Source organism: Vibrio sp. VGrn 2 (assembly GCF_009361695.1).
Taxonomy (GTDB): domain Bacteria; phylum Pseudomonadota; class Gammaproteobacteria; order Enterobacterales; family Vibrionaceae; genus Vibrio; species Vibrio diabolicus.
On the sequence record NZ_RBWD01000003.1, the window covers coordinates 142,845 to 161,087 of the forward strand.

Genomic DNA, 18,243 nt, shown 5'->3' on the forward strand with positions numbered 1-18,243 from the left:
CGTTTTGGAGAGGTCAGTGAGCATTCCGCTTTTGAGTGAGTTCGCTAGATTTTGAGGATGCATATTTTCAAATTATTAGGTTATTACAATGAGTAAAAAATTCATTATCACTTGGGATGCAATGCAGACTTACTGCCGTGAACTGGCTGAAAAACAAATGCCAGCTGAGCAATGGAAAGGGATTTGGGCCGTAAGCCGCGGTGGTTTGGTTCCTGGCGCTATCTTGGCTCGTGAACTGGGTATTCGTTACGTTGATACAATCTGTATTTCAAGCTACGACCATGATCATCAGCGCGATATGACGGTACTAAAAGCACCTGAAGGCGATGGTGAAGGTTACCTAATCGTTGAAGACCTAGTAGACAGTGGTGATACGGCGCGCAAACTACGTGAGATGTATCCAAAAGCGAAGATGATCGCTGTGTGTGCAAAACCTTCAGGCAAAGCGTTGCTAGATGATTATGTGGTAGATATCGCGCAAGACACTTGGATTGAACAACCTTGGGATATGTCAATCCAGTACGCTGAGCCTGTAAACCGCAAGCAAAAATAAATGCTATTAAAGAATATTGAGAAATGCCCCTGTATAGGGGCATTTTTTTTATTATCATAACAACTCATGCTAATAGCCTAAGGTTCTTCCTATGTCTGAAGACGTCAGTAAAAATCTTTCCGAAACTTTGTTCGTGAAACATAAGCAAGCAAAAGAAACCTCTGCGCTTACCCAGTACATGCCGACCAGTCAAAAAATACTTGATGAGCGAGAAGCGCAGGGAGATCGTGCTTGGTATCGTCATTTGCGCCGCTTGCAATGGGCTTGGCAAGGGTTGTCTCCGATAGAGATGGAAGGTGTGCTTTCTAAAATTGCTTCTTCTTCCCACTCTCGAACCAATGATGATTGGTTAGACACCGTAATGGGATACCACAACGGCAACTGGACATTTGAGTGGATTAAGCTCGGCATGGAGCATCAGAAGCGTTCAAATGAAATGCAAGGTGAGGAGGCCGCCGATGAACTCTTCACTGCATCTCTATGTTTTAGTATCGCAGGCTACCCACATCTGAAGAATGATAATTTGGCCTTGCAGGCTCAAGTGCTGGCAAACAAAGCGTACTCTGACGGCGCAGAGAAGACCAAGTACACCATCAAGCAAATTGAAGTGCCTTACCAAAATCGCAAAATCATCGCGAACCTTCATTTGCCAAGAACCGACAAACAACTGCCTGTGGTGATGGTGAGCGCTGGTCTCGATACGTTACAAACCGACATGTGGCGTTTGTTCCGCAATCATCTTGCACCACGAGATATTGCGATGTTGACGGTTGACATGCCTTCGGTAGGGCACAGTTCTCACTGGCCTTTGACTGAGAACTCAAGCTGTCTGCACCAAGCGGTACTAAATGAGCTGTATTCATTGCCTTGGGTGGATCATCACAAAGTGGGGTTAGTTGGATTTCGTTTTGGTGGTAATGCCATGATCCGACTCTCTTTTGTTGAGCAAGAGAAGATCAAAGCTTGTGTAGCCCTTGGCGCACCCGTACATGATATTTTTACTTCCCCTGAGAAGCTGCAAAAAATGCCGAAGATGTATCTGGATCTGTTGGCTTCTCGCTTAGGGAAAAGCGCGGTTGATATTAATAGCATGGCGGGCCAGATGATGGCCTGGTCATTGAAGGTTCAGGGCTTCTTGAGCAGTAGAAAAACCAAAGTACCTATTTTAGCTTTGAGCCTTGAAGGCGATCCGGTGTCTCCACACAGTGATAACCAACTCGTTGCGCTGTTTAGCCAGTATGGCAGAGCGAAAAAAATCAGTTCCAAAACGATTACAAAAGGATATGAGCAATCCCTCGATTTAGCCATAAAGTGGCTAGAAGATGAATTATTAGGGTGACAATTCTCCTAAATTAGTTAAGAGTGATATATCTGAGCAAAAAATAAGCTCATGATAATTAAAAATAATAATCATTCTTGGGTGTTTACTTTTAACTATGAAAACGGAGATTCATATGTCAGAGACGACTCAGGGCCCGACTCACTTTCGCTTGATGTCAAAGTTGAAGGCGATAGGGCCTTACCTGCGCGAACCACAATCGCAAGAAGGGCGCTATTATTTTGATTGTCTATCTGTTTGTGTAGACGACAAAAAATCGCCTGAGAAGCGAGAATTTTGGGGCTGGTGGATGGATTTAGAATCCATCGAAGGAGGCTTTACTGCCAAATATCATATCGGCAAGTACAACAAAGAAGGGCAATGGGTATCTGAAGCCCTGCCTAAAAAAGCGGTAGAGGAAGTGTATCTGACGCAGAGCACATTCCATCAAAAGCTGGTTGATACTTTAGAAGAACACTTCAAATTAGAAGTCGAATATCACACGGAGTCTTTCGATTTCGCTTAATTTGGTTGTTTTCATTTAATACCAAACAAAAAGGTGCGAAAACGCACCTTTTCTCTTGTTAATTCCCTCTTTGATTGTTAAAACATCCTCTCTTTATTTGTTTTTCACTTCAGAAGACATCATGACAACGAATCAACAAAATGCAGTTGTTTCACAACCACAAACTGTCGTTGTGAAACTGGGTACAAGTGTGCTGACAGGCGGCACTCTGGCACTCGACCGTGCTCACATGGTTGAGTTAGCGCGCCAGTGTGCTGAGCTTAAAAAACAAGGCCATTCAGTGGTAATGGTTTCGTCTGGTGCTATTGCAGCAGGCCGTGAGCATCTTGGTTACCCCGCATTGCCCAACGAGATGGCGAGTAAACAATTACTTGCGGCGGTGGGTCAAAGTCGCTTGATTCAAACATGGGAGTCTTTGTTTGGTATTTACGGTATCAAGATCGGCCAAATGCTACTAACTCGTGCTGATTTAGAAGATCGCGAGCGATTCTTAAACGCACGTGACACCATCAATGCGCTCGTTGCGAACGATATTATTCCTATCGTAAACGAAAATGATGCCGTTGCGACTAGTGAGATTAAAGTGGGCGATAACGACAACCTTTCCGCTTTGGTGGGTATTTTGTGTGGCGCAGATAAGCTCTTGCTTTTAACTGACCAAAAAGGTCTGTTTACTGCTGACCCTCGTAAAGACCCGAACGCAGAGCTGATCAAGGAAGTAAAAACCATCGACGATACGCTGCGTAAAATCGCAGGAGGAAGTGGTACAACATTGGGTACTGGCGGTATGGCAACGAAGCTGCAAGCCGCAGACATCGCTCGCCGCGCTGGTATCGAGGTTATTATTGCTGCCGGTAGTGCACCGAATGTTATCTTTGACTCTTTGAGCGCAGAGCCACAAGGCACACGCTTCCTACCTTGCGCTGAAGCTTTAGAAAACCGTAAACGCTGGATTCTGGCGGGACCTGCGGCATCGGGCGACATCATTATTGATGACGGTGCGGTAAATGCTGTGGTTGGTAAGGGCAGTAGCCTACTGGCTAAAGGGGTAATCAAAGTAAGTGGTGACTTTGCACGAGGCGAAGTGGCGCGTGTAACAAATTCTCACGGTAAGTTGGTGGCTCGTGGCATCAGCGCCTACTCAAGTGATGACCTAACTAAAATTACTGGTAAGCACAGTAAAGATATCATCTCTATTTTGGGGCATGATTATGGCTCTGAGGTGATTCATCGCGATGATTTGGTCGTCATTCAGGAATAGAATTAGAGGGAAGCAAAGTGGATTTAACGAATATGGGTAAAGCTGCTAAAGATGCAGCTTTCGAATTAGCGACAGCGTCAACTGCGCAAAAGAACCAAGCTTTAGCGATCATCGCTGATGAGCTAGAAGCAAACTCCGCTGCTATTTTGGCGGCAAACGCTAAAGACATCGAACTTGGCCGTGAAGCGGGTTTAACCGATGCGCTGCTCGATCGCCTTTTGCTGAATGAAGAACGATTGACTGCAATTGCGAATGATGTTCGCAACGTCATTAGCTTGAACGATCCTGTGGGCAGCGAAATCGACAGTAAGGTACTGGAAAATGGGATGTCATTGTCTCGCCGCCGCGTACCACTGGGTGTTGTGGGCGTAATTTATGAAGCGCGTCCTAACGTGACCATTGATATTGCGGCGCTGTGCTTGAAAACCGGCAACGCAAGCATTTTGCGTGGCGGCAAAGAGACATTTTTCTCGAATATGGAATTGGTAAAGGTTATTCAGTCTGCGCTAGCAAAGGCGAACCTTCCTGCCGCTTCGGTTCAGTACATTGAAAAGCCAGATCGTGAGCTAGTCTCTCAACTGCTTAAACTGGACGATTACGTCGACATGATCATTCCACGCGGTGGTGCTGGCCTACACAAAATGTGTAAAGAAAACAGCACGATTCCGGTGATTATTGGCGGCTTTGGTATCAGCCATATCTTTGTCGACGAATCCGCTGATCTAGAGAAATCCCTGAATGTGGTTGAGAACTCTAAAGTTCAACGTCCATCTGCGTGTAACTCATTAGATACGCTGCTCGTGCATGAAAAAATTGCAGCACAGTTTCTGCCAATGATCGTTGAGCGTATGGACGAAAAAGTGACGTTCGTGGCAGAGCCAAAAGCAAAAGAACTCATGGATCAAGCGAAACAAGTTCGCGATGCTGTTGAAGGTGACTTTGATACGGAATGGTTGAGCTACACCCTTGGTGTAAAAGTCGTGTCTGATGTGAAAGATGCAATTGATCATATGCGTGTTCATAACGCGAGCCACTCAGATGCGATCATGACCAATAGTTTGGAAAACTCAGAACTGTTCATCAATTCTGCCGGTTCTGCGGCGGTTTATGTGAATGCTTCAACGCGCTTTACAGACGGTGCGCAATTTGGCCTTGGCGCAGAAGTCGCAGTATCCACGCAAAAGCTACATGCCCGTGGTCCAATGGGCTTAGAAGAGCTAACTAGCTACAAGTGGGTTGGTAAAGCGAATTACTTAGCACGCAGTTAACACATTCAACGAGATCTTGAGTGAAAAAGGGGCCTTTGGGCCCCTTTTTGTTTTGTCTAACATACCAATTCCGCTACACTACATGAGCTTTTATTTCGGTTTGAAAGCGTTATACCCAAATAGCTTTAATAGAGTCCGCATAACTATGAACGCGTGGTTAGCCGTGATTGCTCATGAGGTTATTTGGGTATAGATATGGAGGTGATATGCATTGTCCTTTTTGTTCCGAGAACGATACCAAAGTTATTGATTCCCGCTTAGTCGCTGATGGCCATCAAGTTCGACGTCGCCGTCAGTGCTTGGCGTGTAGCGAGCGTTTTACTACGTTTGAAAGCGCAGAGTTAGTGATGCCTAAAGTGATCAAATCGAATGGCAACCGTGAACCATTTGATGAAGATAAAATGGTTGGCGGTATTCAGCGCGCATTAGAGAAACGCCCAGTGAGTGCTGATTCTATAGAGTTAGCGATCAGCATGATCAAATCACAATTGCGTGCGACGGGTGAACGAGAGGTTCCGAGTGAAATGATTGGTAATTTAGTCATGGACCAACTCAAAGAACTCGACAAGGTCGCTTATATCCGTTTCGCCTCAGTTTACCGCAGCTTTGAAGACATTCGCGAGTTTGGCGAAGAGATTGCCCGCCTAGAAGACTGAGTAGCTCATGACTCAACATACTCCTGAAAGAGCGTTTTCTGATTTAGATTTCGCCATGATGTCACGAGCTATTAAGTTAGCGAGACGTGGCATTTATACCACAGCCCCAAATCCAAATGTGGGGTGCGTCATCGTTCGTGATGAAGAAATTGTTGGTGAGGGCTATCACCACCGCGCTGGTGAGCCGCATGCCGAAGTGCACGCGATGCGCATGGCGGGTGAAAAAGCAGTTGGTGCAACCGCTTATGTGACGCTCGAACCTTGCTCTCATTACGGCCGTACGCCGCCATGTGCTGAAGGGCTAATCAAAGCCAAAGTGGCACGTGTGGTTTGCGCAATGGTAGACCCAAACCCTAAAGTTGCGGGGCGGGGCATCCAGATGTTGCGTGATGCCGGAGTTGAAGTACAAATTGGCTTGTTAGAGCAAGATGCCCTTGCCCTTAACCCTGGTTTTATAAAGTACATGCGTACAGGCATGCCGTTTGTTCAATTAAAAATGGCAGCCAGCTTGGATGGGCAAAGCGCGCTCAGTAATGGGCAGAGCCAATGGATCACCTCCCCAGCGGCCCGCCAAGACGTGCAGCGTTATCGAGCAATGAGTGGTGGCATTCTTTCTACTAGCAAAACGGTGATTGATGATAATGCGTCACTCAATGTGCGTTGGGATGACTTACCTACCAGTGTTCAAGCGCAGTATTTACGAGAAGAACTTCGTCAACCAGTACGTGTAATCTTAGACCGTCAGAACCATTTAACGGATGCGCTCAAGCTGTTCCACACCGATGGAGAGCGAGTTATTGTTAGCCCAGATGGAGAATGTATCCCTCTATTGGACAGCGCTGACCAAATTGACTTATCAACAACATTAAAACGTATCTCGGATGAGCACCACATCAATCACTTATGGGTTGAAGCTGGAGCCACGCTAGCGAGTGCGATGATAAAGGCTAATCTTGTAGATGAGCTCATTGTTTACCTTGCGCCAAAACTCATGGGCAGCGATGGTCGGGGGCTTATCGGTGCTTTAGGATTAAGCGCTATGGCTGACGTCATTGATTTAAACATTACAGACGTTCGTATGGTCGGGGTAGACATTCGCATCACCGCCACCATCAAACGTAATGAACTTAGATAAGAAATAGTATGTTTACAGGAATAGTAGAAGCAGTTGGCAAGTTAGCTGCGATTACGCCGAAGGGCGAAGACATCACCGTCACGGTTGAAACTGGTACGCTTGATATGTCAGACGTTAAGTTAGGCGATAGCATCGCGACCAATGGTGTTTGCTTAACGGTAGTTGACTTCGGAAGCCACTATTACAGTGCTGATCTGTCATTAGAAACCTTGAAGAAAACTGGGTTTGCTGAATACCAAGTAGGCGAGAAGGTGAATCTAGAAAAAGCCATGTTACCAACAACGCGATTGGGGGGACATATCGTTTCTGGCCATGTCGATGGGGTTGGTGAAATTGTCGAACGCAATTTAGTTGGCCGTGCGATAGAGTTTTGGGTTGCAATGCCAGCGGAAATTAGCAAGTACGTTGCAGAGAAAGGCTCGATTACTGTTGATGGTATTAGCCTAACCGTCAACGACTTACGTAAAAATGCTTTTAAGCTGACGATCGTTCCTCATACGAGTGAAGAAACTACGATTGACCAGTTTCAAGTGGGGCGCAAAGTAAACTTAGAAGTTGATGTACTTGCGCGTTATATGGAGCGTTTACTGCAAGGGCAACAAGAAGATAAGGCCGAGTCTCGTATCACGATGGACTTTTTACAGCAAAACGGTTTTGCATAAGTCTTGGGAGTGGCTGCGTGAGGCATGCGATAAAGAGCAGACTCACAGAACACCGCGAGATTCATTGACTTGCTTGGTGCAAAGCTCAAACTATTGACCTCACCAGCATTCACTGCAACATGATTTTTTCATTGCTGCCGCAATAACAAATTTAGAATAACGGGATAACAGACTATGCCAATCAGTACGCCACAAGAAATTATTGATGATATTCGCGCAGGCAAAATGGTCATCCTAATGGATGATGAAGACCGCGAGAATGAAGGTGACTTGATCATGGCTGCCGAGCATATTACGCCGGAAGCCATCAACTTTATGGCAACCTATGGCCGTGGCCTGATTTGTTTAACCATGACCAAAGATCGTTGCGAAAGCCTAGGTCTGCCACCAATGGTGCAAGACAATAATGCGCAATACACAACCAACTTTACCGTTTCTATTGAGGCGGCAGAAGGGGTAACGACGGGTATTTCAGCAGCGGATCGCGCACGCACGGTTCAAGCGGCAGTCGCGCCAAACGCCAAAGCTGCGGATTTGGTGCAGCCTGGTCACATCTTCCCTCTCGCAGCTCAAGACGGCGGTGTACTGACTCGCGCAGGTCACACTGAAGCTGGCTGTGATTTGGCTCGCCTTGCTGGTTTAGAGCCAGCATCGGTTATTGTTGAGATCTTAAATGACGACGGCACTATGGCTCGTCGCCCTGATCTAGAGATCTTCGCAGAGAAGCACGGTATTAAATTGGGCACTATTGCCGACCTAATTGAGTACCGCAATAACACTGAGACAACGATTGAACGTGTGGCAGAGTGCAAGTTACCGACAGAGTTTGGCGAGTTCACGTTAGTCACGTACAAGGACACTATTGATAACCAAGTGCATTACGCAATGTGCAAGGGCGATTTGAAAGAAAAAGCGCCATTGGTTCGCGTTCACCTCCAAGATGTCTTTACTGATTTATTACGTAGCGATCGCAACGCAGAGCGCAGTTGGACATTAGACAAGGCAATGAAACGCATTGGTGAAGAAGGTGGTGTGCTGGTTGTTCTTGGCCATGAAGATTCGACCGATCTACTTATTCATCGTGTGAAGATGTTTGAAGCGCAAGACAAAGGTGAAGCACCAACGCTTGCTAAGAAACAGGGCACGTCTCGCCGTGTTGGTGTGGGCTCACAGATTCTTGCGGATCTCGGTGTACATGATATGCGCCTTCTGTCATCGACCAACAAAAAGTACCACGCATTAGGTGGTTTTGGTCTGAACGTGGTTGAGTACGTCTGCGAGTAACAACCGAACAATAAGTTCCTAGTCTTTTACGCACTCAACTCGTCAATGGCTAGGAACCGGTGATTTGCCTCCAATTTCCATTAGATATTGCTCACAAATTTGTGCTAGAATCCGGCGATTCTCACTTGATGAACATATTTCACTTATAAATAGAGTTAAAGGAAAGCTTATGAAAGTGATCGAGGGTGGCTTCCCAGCGCCAAATGCAAAAATTGCTATCGTTATTTCTCGTTTCAACAGTTTTATTAACGAAAGCCTACTTTCTGGTGCGATCGATACACTAAAGCGTCACGGACAAGTAAGCGAAGACAACATCACGGTTGTGCGTTGTCCAGGTGCCGTAGAACTACCTCTAGTAGCTCAGCGTGTTGCTAAAACTGGCAAATTCGACGCTATTGTTTCTCTAGGGTCTGTTATTCGCGGTGGAACGCCTCACTTTGACTATGTTTGTAGTGAAATGAACAAAGGTCTAGCACAAGTGTCTATGGAATTCAGCATTCCAGTAGCATTTGGTGTTTTGACTGTTGATACGATCGATCAAGCGATTGAACGCGCAGGAACCAAGGCTGGTAATAAAGGTGCAGAGGCTGCACTAAGCGCACTTGAAATGATTAATGTACTATCTGAAATTGATTCCTAATGGGGGCCAGTGTGAAACCAGCCGCACGTCGTAACGCACGTCAATTCGCTCTACAGGCGATCTACTCATGGCAAATTACTAAAGAGAATGTTGCCAAGATTGAAGAACAGTTTTTGTCTGGCGACAAATACGATGAAGAAGAACTTCATGCATCTGAGCCAGCGCTTGCTGCTCCAGAAACAGACGTAGCTTACTTCCGTGAACTACTAAGCGGTGTTGTACTTAGCCACGCTGAGCTAGATAGCAAAATTCGTCCATACATCTCTCGTCCTATGCAGGATTTAGATATGATGGAACTTGCTCTTCTTCGCCTTGCTATGTACGAGATGACTCGTCGCGAAGATGTTCCTTACAAAGTTGTTATCAATGAAGCGATTGAACTTGCAAAAGTCTTCGCAGCAGAAGATAGCCACAAGTTTGTGAACGGTGTACTTGATAAAGCAGCACCTCACATTCGTAAGAAATAACGATTTCTTCAATGAAAAGGTCAGCACATGCTGACCTTTTTTGTATCAAAAGCTTTTACATCAAAAAGTAAGTGAATTATGTCTGGTGAATTTAATCTGATAGACAAATACTTCGTCGGGCGTCAGAACCAACGTAAAGATGTCCACCTAGCGGCTGGTGATGATTGCGCACTCGTCAAAGCGCCGGCTAATGTTCAGATTGCGATTAGCACGGATACATTGGTGGCTGGAACGCATTTCTTATCCGACGCAAATCCGGCGTGGGTGGCGCACAAAGCATTGGCTTCTAACATCAGTGATTTGGCAGCGATGGGAGCAACGCCTGCGTGGGTGAGCTTTGCATTAACGATGCCCGAGCCAGATGAAGAATGGCTTGCACCTTTCTGTGATGCATTTTTCGAATTGGCTGATTACTATGGTATTCAGCTAATTGGCGGTGACACCACAAAAGGGCCATTGTGTCTGACTCTGACGGTGCAAGGTTTTGTTCCTGAAGGTAAAGCGCTCACACGTTCCGGAGCAAAGCCAGGGGACTGGGTGTACGTAACGGGGAACCTTGGCGATGCAAAAGCTGGCTTGGATGTGATTCTAGATGACTCTCTGCGCAGCAGAGTCGGCGCGGAAGCACTAGAGCGAGCTCATTACCTTAGTTCTCCGCGTGTGCTTGCTGGACAAGCTCTTGTTGGCTTAGCCTCGTCGGCGATAGATATTTCAGATGGCTTAATCTCTGATATTAAGCACATTTTACAGCGATCTCAGGTTGGGGTGAGTATTGATGTCTCTCAGCTACCGATCTCTTCAGAATTAGTCCAGTTTTTAGATGATAAGATCAGCGCGCAGCAGTATGCTTTAGCAAGTGGCGAAGAATACGAGTTGTGTTTTACCGTGCCGGAGCAAAATCGAGGCTCGTTACAAAGCGCTTTATCTCATACTGGCTGTAAGGTCACATGTATTGGTCAAATCCGACCAAATGGAACCTTCGAGCTGCATGATAACAATCAACCACTTGATTGGGACTTAAGTGGCTTCGACCACTTTAAATGATCTGAGCTAAGCTCTAGCCAAGAGCCTGTTACTATTGAGCCACTCACAGGCATGACGATTGAAACCAAACTAGCAGTATAGGTTTAAGGATATGACCAACCCTCTTTCTCTGATTTCATTAAAGAACCCGTGGCATCTATTGGCGACGGGTTTTGGCAGTGGATTATCCCCGTTTATTCCAGGAACAATGGGGACACTGGCGGCCGTGCCCTTCTTTTTGTTGTTGGCGCAATTGCCATTTACGGCGTATGTCATTGTTGTTCTGATTTCGTGTGTGATCGGCATTCAAATCTGCCAAGTGACGTCTGCAGACATGAAAGTACATGATCATGGTTCAATCGTATGGGATGAATTTGCGGGTTTTTGGATTACGATGGGTATCGTCCCTGCGTTAAATATTCCGTTGACCGAGTGGAAGTGGTTGCTCACTGGCTTCATCCTGTTCCGTTTTTTCGACATGGTAAAACCGTGGCCAATTGGGTGGCTAGATAAGCGAGTTCACGGTGGGCTGGGTATTATGGTTGATGATATCGTGGCGGGAATTATGGCTGGTGTTGCCCTGTTTCTAGTCGCAAAATACGCAGGCTGGATGAATTAAACGTTGGACATAAAAAAGGGATGCCATGAGCATCCCTTTTTACATGCTATTTTGCTAAATAATCCAAGATGGATTTTTCAATCCCTTTTGCATCGAGACCAAGCTCTTCATGCAGTTCATCTTGTGTTCCTTGATGAATAAACTCATCTGGTAAACCTAGGTTCAACACAGGTTTAATGATTTTATCTTTCATCATGAACTCAACAACACCAGCACCAGCACCACCCGCGATAACATTTTCTTCTAACGTCACGAGCACGTCATGATCTGCGGCTAATTGACGAATTAATGCTTCATCGAGCGGCTTCACAAAGCGCATATCAGCAACAGTGGCGTTAAGGTATTCTGCCGCTTCTAGCGCGTTACCCAAGAAAGTACCAAAGTTCAGAATAGCAACTTTTTCACCTTGGCGAACCATGCGTCCTTTACCGATTTCTAAAGCCGTAAACTCAGTTTCGATTTCTACGCCCATCCCGCTACCGCGAGGGTATCGAACCGCACTAGGGCCAGTATGTTTATGGCCAGTGTAAAGCATTTGTCGACATTCGTTTTCGTCACTTGGCGCCATGATCACCATGTTCGGAATACAGCGCATAAAGCTTAGATCGAATGCGCCTTGGTGAGTTTGGCCGTCTGCACCAACGAGACCTGCACGGTCGATAGCGAACATTACTGGTAAATCCATGATCGCGATATCGTGGATCAGTTGGTCATAACCACGTTGCAAGAAAGTCGAATAGATAGCAACGATTGGATGATCGCCCGCAATTGCCATGCCTGTTGCAAGTGTCACAGCGTGCTGCTCAGCAATCGCCACGTCAAAGTATTGGTCTGGATATTCTTTTGAGAAACGTACCATACCAGAGCCTTCGCGCATTGCTGGCGTAATTGCCATTAGCTTAGGATCTTGGGCCGCCATGTCACATAAAAAGTCACCAAAGATCTTTGAGTAAGTTGGCTTACCGCCACTGCTTTTCGGTAGACAGTTATGCGTTGGATCGAATTTAGGAACACCATGGTAGCCGATAGGATCTTTCTCGGCAGGCTCATAACCTTTGCCTTTCTTGGTCATGATGTGTAGGAACTGAGGACCTTTGAGCTCACGCATGTTTTTTAGCGTTTTGACGAGTTCATTGACGTCATGCCCATCAATCGGGCCAATGTAATTAAAGCCGAACTCTTCGAACAGAGTACCAGGCACTACCATGCCTTTGAGGTGCTCTTCCGTACGGCGAACCAACTCTTTAATAGGTGGAACACCAGACAGCACTTTCTTACCGCCTTCACGGATAGAAGTGTACAAGCTGCCAGAAAGTACCTTAGCAAGGTGGTTATTCAGCGCGCCTACGTTTTCTGAAATCGACATTTCGTTGTCGTTCAAAATCACCAACATATCAGGATGAACGTCGCCAGCGTGGTTCATAGCTTCGAATGCCATGCCGGCTGTAATTGCGCCATCGCCAATCACACTGACAATTTTACGACCTTTGCCTTCTTTTTGTGCGCTGATGGCCATGCCAAGACCAGCACTAATCGATGTCGAAGAGTGGCCGACAGATAAGGTGTCATATTCACTTTCTTCACGCCAAGGGAAAGGGTGTAGGCCATCCTTTTGGCGAATTGTTGGCATTTTATCGCGACGTCCGGTGAGGATTTTGTGCGGGTAAGCCTGATGACCAACATCCCAGATCAATTTGTCGATAGGGGTGTTGTAAACATAATGCAGAGCGACAGTTAGCTCTACGGTGCCTAAGCCAGACGCTAAGTGTCCGCTAGATTGGCTCACTGAATTTAGCAGATACGTTCGCAGTTCATCACACAGATTTGGTAATGTTTCTTTCGGAAGGAGACGTAATTCTTCCGGTGTATTTGCTAACGCCAGTGTTGGGTACTTTGAAATATCAAGAGTCATATAAATGCGCGCTTATAGTGTTAATTTTTGCGCTCGATGACATATCGGGCGAACTCTTCGAGTAACTGAGTATTGTATGGGATAGCTTCCAATGCTTGAAGTGCTTCCTGTAACAGAGTGTGAGCTTTCTCTATGGCTCCCTCTAAACCCAGCAGGGAGGGATAAGTGCTCTTATTCAGACCTTGGTCGGAACCTTGAGGCTTACCCAGTGTTTCTGTGTCACTGATGATATCAAGAATATCGTCTTGAACCTGAAACGCCAAACCAATTGCTTTTGAGTAGCGCTCCAAGTGAGGTAAAACCTCGATACCTTTCTCACCAGCAGCTAATGCACCCAATTTTACCGCACAATCAATCAGAGCTCCGGTTTTTTTACGGTGTATCTCTTCCATTTCTTCAAGAGAAACTTGGCGATTTTCCGCGCCTAAATCTAAGGCTTGCCCAACACACATGCCGTTGGCGCCAGAAGAATGCGCCAACGCTTTGATCATGTTGATGCGTTGAGTCTCGGCTACCGGGTTTAATTGACCATCGGCAATAATGGTGAAGGCGAGAGTTTGTAGTGCATCACCTGTCAGTATTGCGGTTGCTTCATCAAACTTAATATGACAAGTTGGTTGACCTCGACGCAGTTCATCATCGTCCATGGCTGGCAGATCATCATGAATGAGTGAGTAGGCATGTATACATTCGATAGCAGCGGCAGGAGTATCTAAGTCTTCTGGTTTACAGCCGAGCATTTGACCTGTGATGTAAACAAGAAAAGGGCGAACGCGTTTTCCACCTAGCAAAAGGCCGTATTTCATTGCTTGAATCAATGGCTGCTCTTGATATGGAAGCTGATCGAGCCACAAGTTCAATTGCTGATTGTTTCTTTGTTGAAAAGACGTCAATGTCTGTTGCATCACATTGCTCACTACTGATGGTTATTCTGAATCTGGTTTGAAGTCACTCAGTGGTGCTTCATCATCTTCGCTAAGAAGAATACTTACGCGCTGTTCGGCGTCGCTAAGTTTAGTTTGGCCAGCACGAGCTAAGGCAATGCCTCGTTCAAACTTACGTAGAGCATCATCTAGGGCAAGATCGCCATTTTCTAATTGATCAACCAAGCTATCAAGCTCTTCAATGGTTGCTTCGAAGGTCATGTTTTCTGGTTTCTTGACCGCCATCTTTTTTCTGCCTTAATCAAGCCTTGGAGAAGATGCACGAAAGTTACCTTAGCCTAGTAACTTGGTCAAATTTAACCTTATATAATTGTCACAAAATTAGCGTTAAACGAGCCTAAGCACTGAAACCCCATATTTTGGTTAAGGTTGTTAAGTCTAATTTGTGATCCATTAGCTAAGATTTTTCTAAAAATTCTGCGCGAGTTGTCGATACAGGTAATAATCCGCCCAATGGCAGTATTTGAGTATAGCGTGAGGAGTGCTTTGTGGATTTAGCAACCCTATTAGGTTTGATTGGTGGTTTTGCATTCGTCATTATGGCGATGGTGCTTGGTGGCAGCATCGGCATGTTTGTCGATGTCACGTCGATCCTTATTGTCGTTGGTGGCTCAATATTTGTAGTACTGATGAAGTTCACAATGGGACAGTTCTTTGGTGCAACAAAGATCGCAGGCAAAGCCTTCATGTTTAAAGCGGATGAACCGGAAGACTTGATCGCAAAAATTGTGGAAATGGCCGATGCGGCACGTAAAGGTGGTTTTCTTGCTCTTGAAGAGATGGAGATTAATAACACTTTTATGCAAAAAGGCATTGATTTGCTTGTTGATGGCCATGATGCCGACGTGGTAAGAGCGGCCTTAAAAAAAGACATCGCGCTTACGGATGAACGACATACTCAAGGCACTGGCGTATTTCGCGCCTTTGGTGACGTTGCTCCTGCGATGGGAATGATTGGTACCTTGGTTGGTCTTGTTGCGATGCTTTCAAACATGGATGATCCAAAAGCGATTGGACCAGCAATGGCGGTTGCACTCTTAACCACATTGTATGGCGCGATCCTGTCCAACATGGTGTTTTTCCCTATTGCGGATAAGCTTTCTCTGCGCCGTGACCAAGAAACGCTAAACCGCCGTTTGATCATGGATGGTGTATTAGCGATTCAAGATGGTCAAAACCCGCGAGTTATTGATAGTTACTTGAAGAACTACCTCAACGAAGGTAAACGTGCCCTTGAGATTGACGAGTAACTTGGAGAGTAGTGATGGATGATGAAGATAACAAATGCGATTGTCCGCCACCCGGTCTCCCGTTATGGATGGGGACATTCGCGGACTTAATGTCGCTACTGATGTGTTTCTTTGTTCTTCTGCTCTCGTTTTCTGAGATGGACGTGCTGAAGTTCAAACAGATTGCGGGATCAATGAAATTTGCCTTCGGTGTACAAAATCAACTTGAAGTGAAAGACATTCCCAAAGGTACTAGCATCATTGCTCAAGAGTTTCGACCGGGCCGACCGGAACCAACGCCGATAGATGTCATCATGCAGCAAACCATGGACATCACTCAGCAGACGCTCGAATTTCATGAAGGGGAGTCTGACCGAGCTGGTGGCACAAAGCGTGATGAAGGCAAGTTAACCGGGGGTCAATCGCCAGAAACGTCAACGCAAAACAATCAATCTGCAGAAGCGGACATGCAACAGCAGCAATCTGAAGAGATGTCGCAAGAGATGGAAACCTTGATGGAAAGCATCAAGAAAGCCTTAGAGCGAGAGATTGAACAAGGTGCCATTGAAGTTGAAAATCTCGGCCAACAGATTGTCATACGCATGCGTGAAAAAGGTGCATTCCCTGAAGGTTCGGCCTTCTTGCAGCCTAAATTCCGCCCTTTAGTTCGACAAATTGCAGAGTTAGTAAAAGACGTGCCAGGCATTGTGCGAGTATCTGGTCATACGGACAACCGACCGTTGGACTCAGAGCTTTATCGTTCTAACTGGGATCTCTCTTCTCAGCGCGCCGTATCGGTTGCACAAGAGATGGAGAAGGTGAGAGGCTTCTCTCATCAACGTTTGAGAGTGCGAGGCATGGCAGATACTGAACCATTGTTGCCGAATGATTCTGATGAAAACCGCGCGCTTAACCGACGGGTTGAAATCAGCATCATGCAAGGCGAGCCACTATACAGTGAAGAAGTGCCTGTAATTCAATAACTAGACTTTAGTTTCAAGTCAGTAGAGAGATAAGAAAGCGAGCAGATTGCTCGCTTTTTTTGTTTTTCCAATCCGCTTGGGTGTATAATCTTGCGCCTTAAAAGTGAGCTCAGACTACTTTTTGTGACTGAAACGCGGTTTTACTGCGTATGAAGCATTGAAGTTGAGTGTCACTCTTTGTTGATTGCGAAACTAACCTGCGAATTAGACTATGAAATTTATTGTAAAGCCCCATCCAGAAATTTTTGTAAAAAGTGAATCTGTGCGTAAGCGCTTCACAAAGATTTTAGAGTGCAACATTCGTAACATCATTAAGAGCCGCACGGAATCTGTCGCGGTATTCAACCGTCGTGATCACATTGAAGTGACCTCTGAGAGTAACGAATTCCACGCTGAAGTTCTTGAGGTTTTGACTCATACACCAGGCATTCACCACGTACTGGAAGTGAAGCAGACCGAATTTAAAGACTTGCACGATATCTTCGAACAAGTACTGGAGCTAAATCGCTCTGCACTCGAAAATAAAACCTTTGTTGTACGTGCGAAGCGTCGCGGTAAGCACGACTTTACCTCTATCGAACTAGAGCGTTATGTCGGCGGTGGTTTAAACCAAGCGATTGAGAGCGCAAGAGTTAAGCTGCAAAACCCAGACGTGACGATCAAGGTGGAAGTCTCGAATGACAAGCTAAACCAAGTGCTGGCTCGTCATAAAGGTCTAGGCGGCTTCCCACTGGGCACGCAAGAAGACGTGTTGAGCTTGATCTCTGGTGGTTTTGACTCTGGTGTTTCTAGCTACCTTCATATCAAGCGTGGTTCAAAAGTACATTACTGTTTCTTTAACCTAGGTGGTCCAGCGCACGAAATTGGCGTTAAGCAGGTTTCTCACTACCTATGGAACAAATACGGCTCTTCAGCAAAAGTACGTTTCATCTCAGTTGATTTCGAACCTGTGGTTGCGGAAATCCTAGAGAAAGTCGATGACGGCCAAATGGGGGTTATCTTGAAGCGTATGTTCATGCGTGCAGCAGGCATGATCGCTCAGAAGATGAAGATCGAAGCATTGGTAACAGGCGAAGCGCTCGGTCAAGTATCGAGCCAAACGCTAACTAACCTCCGCCATATCGATAACGTAACGGACACGTTGATTCTGCGCCCACTTATCAACTGGGATAAAGAAGACATCATTAACCTAGCACGCGAAATCGGCACGGAAGATTTTGCGAAGACTATGCCAGAGTATTGTGGTGTTATTTCTAAGAAGCCGACAGTAAAAGCGATTAAAGCGAAGCTAGAAGCGGAAGAAGAGAAGTTTGACTTTAGCATTCTTGAGCAAGTAGTTCGTGATGCTCGCATGATGGACATTCGTGATATCGCGAAAGAGTCTGAGCAAGCAGCACCAGAAGTCGAGCAGGTTGAAGCGGTAGAAGAGCACGCGGTTGTGCTAGATATTCGTAGTCCTGAAGAGGAAGACGATAACCCGCTCGAAATCGAAGGTGTGGATGTGAAACATATCCCATTCTACAAGTTGGGTACACAGTTTGGTGATTTAGACCAATCTAAGACATATCTATTGTACTGTGACCGTGGGGTGATGAGCCGTCTGCAAGCACTTTACTTGCAAGAGCAAGGCTTCAATAACGTAAAAGTTTACCGCCCATAGTTGACTGATAAAAAGACGTTAAAAGGCGCAAATTGAGACATCAATTTGCGCCTTTTTTGTTTTTGATCGCGTTACAGCTAATCATTACTTAGCATAATGTTGA

At 45.9% G+C, this 18,243-nt stretch carries 19 protein-coding genes; 16 read left to right on the forward strand and 3 right to left on the reverse strand.

What is annotated here, in order from left to right; genetic code table 11:
- The first annotated feature begins 88 nt into the window (after nucleotides 1–88).
- From tet(34) to pgpA, 13 genes are all read left to right on the forward strand, one after another.
- Nucleotides 89–553, forward strand: coding sequence for an oxytetracycline resistance phosphoribosyltransferase domain-containing protein Tet(34) (tet(34), locus tag D8S93_RS07095; RefSeq protein WP_005391418.1), 465 nt, complete (start codon nucleotides 89–91; stop codon nucleotides 551–553).
- 91 nt (nucleotides 554–644) lie between these two features.
- Entirely contained in the window at nucleotides 645–1,892 is a 1,248-nt protein-coding gene (gene frsA / locus D8S93_RS07100; protein ID WP_005391416.1) for an esterase FrsA, read from the forward strand.
- A gap of 115 nt (nucleotides 1,893–2,007) precedes the next feature.
- Nucleotides 2,008–2,397, forward strand: a complete 390-nt coding sequence (crl, locus tag D8S93_RS07105) for a sigma factor-binding protein Crl (protein ID WP_005391414.1) — start codon at nucleotides 2,008–2,010, stop codon at nucleotides 2,395–2,397.
- Between the two features lie 121 nt (nucleotides 2,398–2,518).
- Nucleotides 2,519–3,658: a glutamate 5-kinase gene (gene proB, locus D8S93_RS07110; protein WP_005391413.1), complete on the forward strand. Its 1,140-nt coding sequence runs from the start codon at nucleotides 2,519–2,521 to the stop codon at nucleotides 3,656–3,658.
- A 17-nt stretch (nucleotides 3,659–3,675) separates the two neighbouring features.
- Nucleotides 3,676–4,926 (forward strand): glutamate-5-semialdehyde dehydrogenase, encoded by a 1,251-nt coding sequence (locus tag D8S93_RS07115; protein WP_319802970.1) that lies wholly within the window; start codon nucleotides 3,676–3,678, stop codon nucleotides 4,924–4,926.
- A 206-nt stretch (nucleotides 4,927–5,132) separates the two neighbouring features.
- Nucleotides 5,133–5,582 carry a transcriptional regulator NrdR gene (gene nrdR, locus D8S93_RS07120; RefSeq protein ID WP_005381578.1) on the forward strand — a complete coding sequence of 150 codons (450 nt, stop codon included), beginning with the start codon at nucleotides 5,133–5,135 and terminating at the stop codon, nucleotides 5,580–5,582.
- A gap of 7 nt (nucleotides 5,583–5,589) precedes the next feature.
- Nucleotides 5,590–6,717 carry a bifunctional diaminohydroxyphosphoribosylaminopyrimidine deaminase/5-amino-6-(5-phosphoribosylamino)uracil reductase RibD gene (ribD, locus tag D8S93_RS07125; RefSeq protein ID WP_152812629.1) on the forward strand — a complete coding sequence of 376 codons (1,128 nt, stop codon included), beginning with the start codon at nucleotides 5,590–5,592 and terminating at the stop codon, nucleotides 6,715–6,717.
- An 8-nt stretch (nucleotides 6,718–6,725) separates the two neighbouring features.
- A complete protein-coding gene (locus tag D8S93_RS07130) occupies nucleotides 6,726–7,379 on the forward strand; it encodes a riboflavin synthase (RefSeq protein ID WP_005391403.1) in 654 nt (217 codons plus the stop codon).
- A gap of 174 nt (nucleotides 7,380–7,553) precedes the next feature.
- Nucleotides 7,554–8,663 (forward strand): bifunctional 3,4-dihydroxy-2-butanone-4-phosphate synthase/GTP cyclohydrolase II, encoded by a 1,110-nt coding sequence (gene ribBA, locus D8S93_RS07135; RefSeq protein WP_114323819.1) that lies wholly within the window; start codon nucleotides 7,554–7,556, stop codon nucleotides 8,661–8,663.
- A 169-nt stretch (nucleotides 8,664–8,832) separates the two neighbouring features.
- On the forward strand, nucleotides 8,833–9,303 hold the full coding sequence (gene ribE / locus D8S93_RS07140) for a 6,7-dimethyl-8-ribityllumazine synthase (protein WP_005381572.1): 471 nt from the start codon (nucleotides 8,833–8,835) through the stop codon (nucleotides 9,301–9,303).
- On the forward strand, nucleotides 9,303–9,770 hold the full coding sequence (gene nusB, locus D8S93_RS07145; RefSeq protein WP_005381571.1) for a transcription antitermination factor NusB: 468 nt from the start codon (nucleotides 9,303–9,305) through the stop codon (nucleotides 9,768–9,770). Before ribE ends, nusB begins: the two co-directional genes overlap by 1 nt.
- Nucleotides 9,771–9,848: 78 nt before the next feature.
- Complete coding sequence (gene thiL, locus D8S93_RS07150; protein WP_152812631.1) at nucleotides 9,849–10,814, forward strand: thiamine-phosphate kinase; 966 nt, start codon at nucleotides 9,849–9,851, stop codon at nucleotides 10,812–10,814.
- Between the two features lie 91 nt (nucleotides 10,815–10,905).
- The gene (gene pgpA, locus D8S93_RS07155) at nucleotides 10,906–11,412 is read left to right on the forward strand and encodes a phosphatidylglycerophosphatase A (protein ID WP_046874310.1); all 507 of its coding nucleotides are present in this window, start codon (nucleotides 10,906–10,908) and stop codon (nucleotides 11,410–11,412) included.
- Between the two features lie 46 nt (nucleotides 11,413–11,458).
- On the opposite strand, the gene dxs is transcribed toward pgpA, so the two are convergent.
- From dxs to xseB, 3 genes are read right to left on the reverse strand one after another with little or no spacing between them, the layout of a single operon-like run.
- Entirely contained in the window at nucleotides 11,459–13,324 is a 1,866-nt protein-coding gene (gene dxs, locus D8S93_RS07160; RefSeq protein WP_047010153.1) for a 1-deoxy-D-xylulose-5-phosphate synthase, read from the reverse strand.
- Between the two features lie 20 nt (nucleotides 13,325–13,344).
- A complete protein-coding gene (ispA, locus tag D8S93_RS07165; protein WP_104969130.1) occupies nucleotides 13,345–14,229 on the reverse strand; it encodes a (2E,6E)-farnesyl diphosphate synthase in 885 nt (294 codons plus the stop codon).
- A gap of 21 nt (nucleotides 14,230–14,250) precedes the next feature.
- Nucleotides 14,251–14,493, reverse strand: coding sequence for an exodeoxyribonuclease VII small subunit (xseB, locus tag D8S93_RS07170; protein WP_005381566.1), 243 nt, complete (start codon nucleotides 14,491–14,493; stop codon nucleotides 14,251–14,253).
- A gap of 263 nt (nucleotides 14,494–14,756) precedes the next feature.
- Between xseB and pomA the strand changes: the two genes are divergently transcribed.
- The 3 genes from pomA to thiI all read left to right on the forward strand — a co-directional run bounded on the left by pomA (nucleotide 14,757) and on the right by thiI (nucleotide 18,140).
- Nucleotides 14,757–15,518, forward strand: coding sequence for a flagellar motor protein PomA (pomA, locus tag D8S93_RS07175; RefSeq protein ID WP_005381564.1), 762 nt, complete (start codon nucleotides 14,757–14,759; stop codon nucleotides 15,516–15,518).
- 14 nt (nucleotides 15,519–15,532) lie between these two features.
- Nucleotides 15,533–16,480 carry a flagellar motor protein MotB gene (locus D8S93_RS07180; RefSeq protein ID WP_006741833.1) on the forward strand — a complete coding sequence of 316 codons (948 nt, stop codon included), beginning with the start codon at nucleotides 15,533–15,535 and terminating at the stop codon, nucleotides 16,478–16,480.
- A 211-nt stretch (nucleotides 16,481–16,691) separates the two neighbouring features.
- The gene (gene thiI, locus D8S93_RS07185) at nucleotides 16,692–18,140 is read left to right on the forward strand and encodes a tRNA uracil 4-sulfurtransferase ThiI (RefSeq protein WP_031780206.1); all 1,449 of its coding nucleotides are present in this window, start codon (nucleotides 16,692–16,694) and stop codon (nucleotides 18,138–18,140) included.
- The last annotated feature ends 103 nt before the right edge of the window (nucleotides 18,141–18,243 follow it).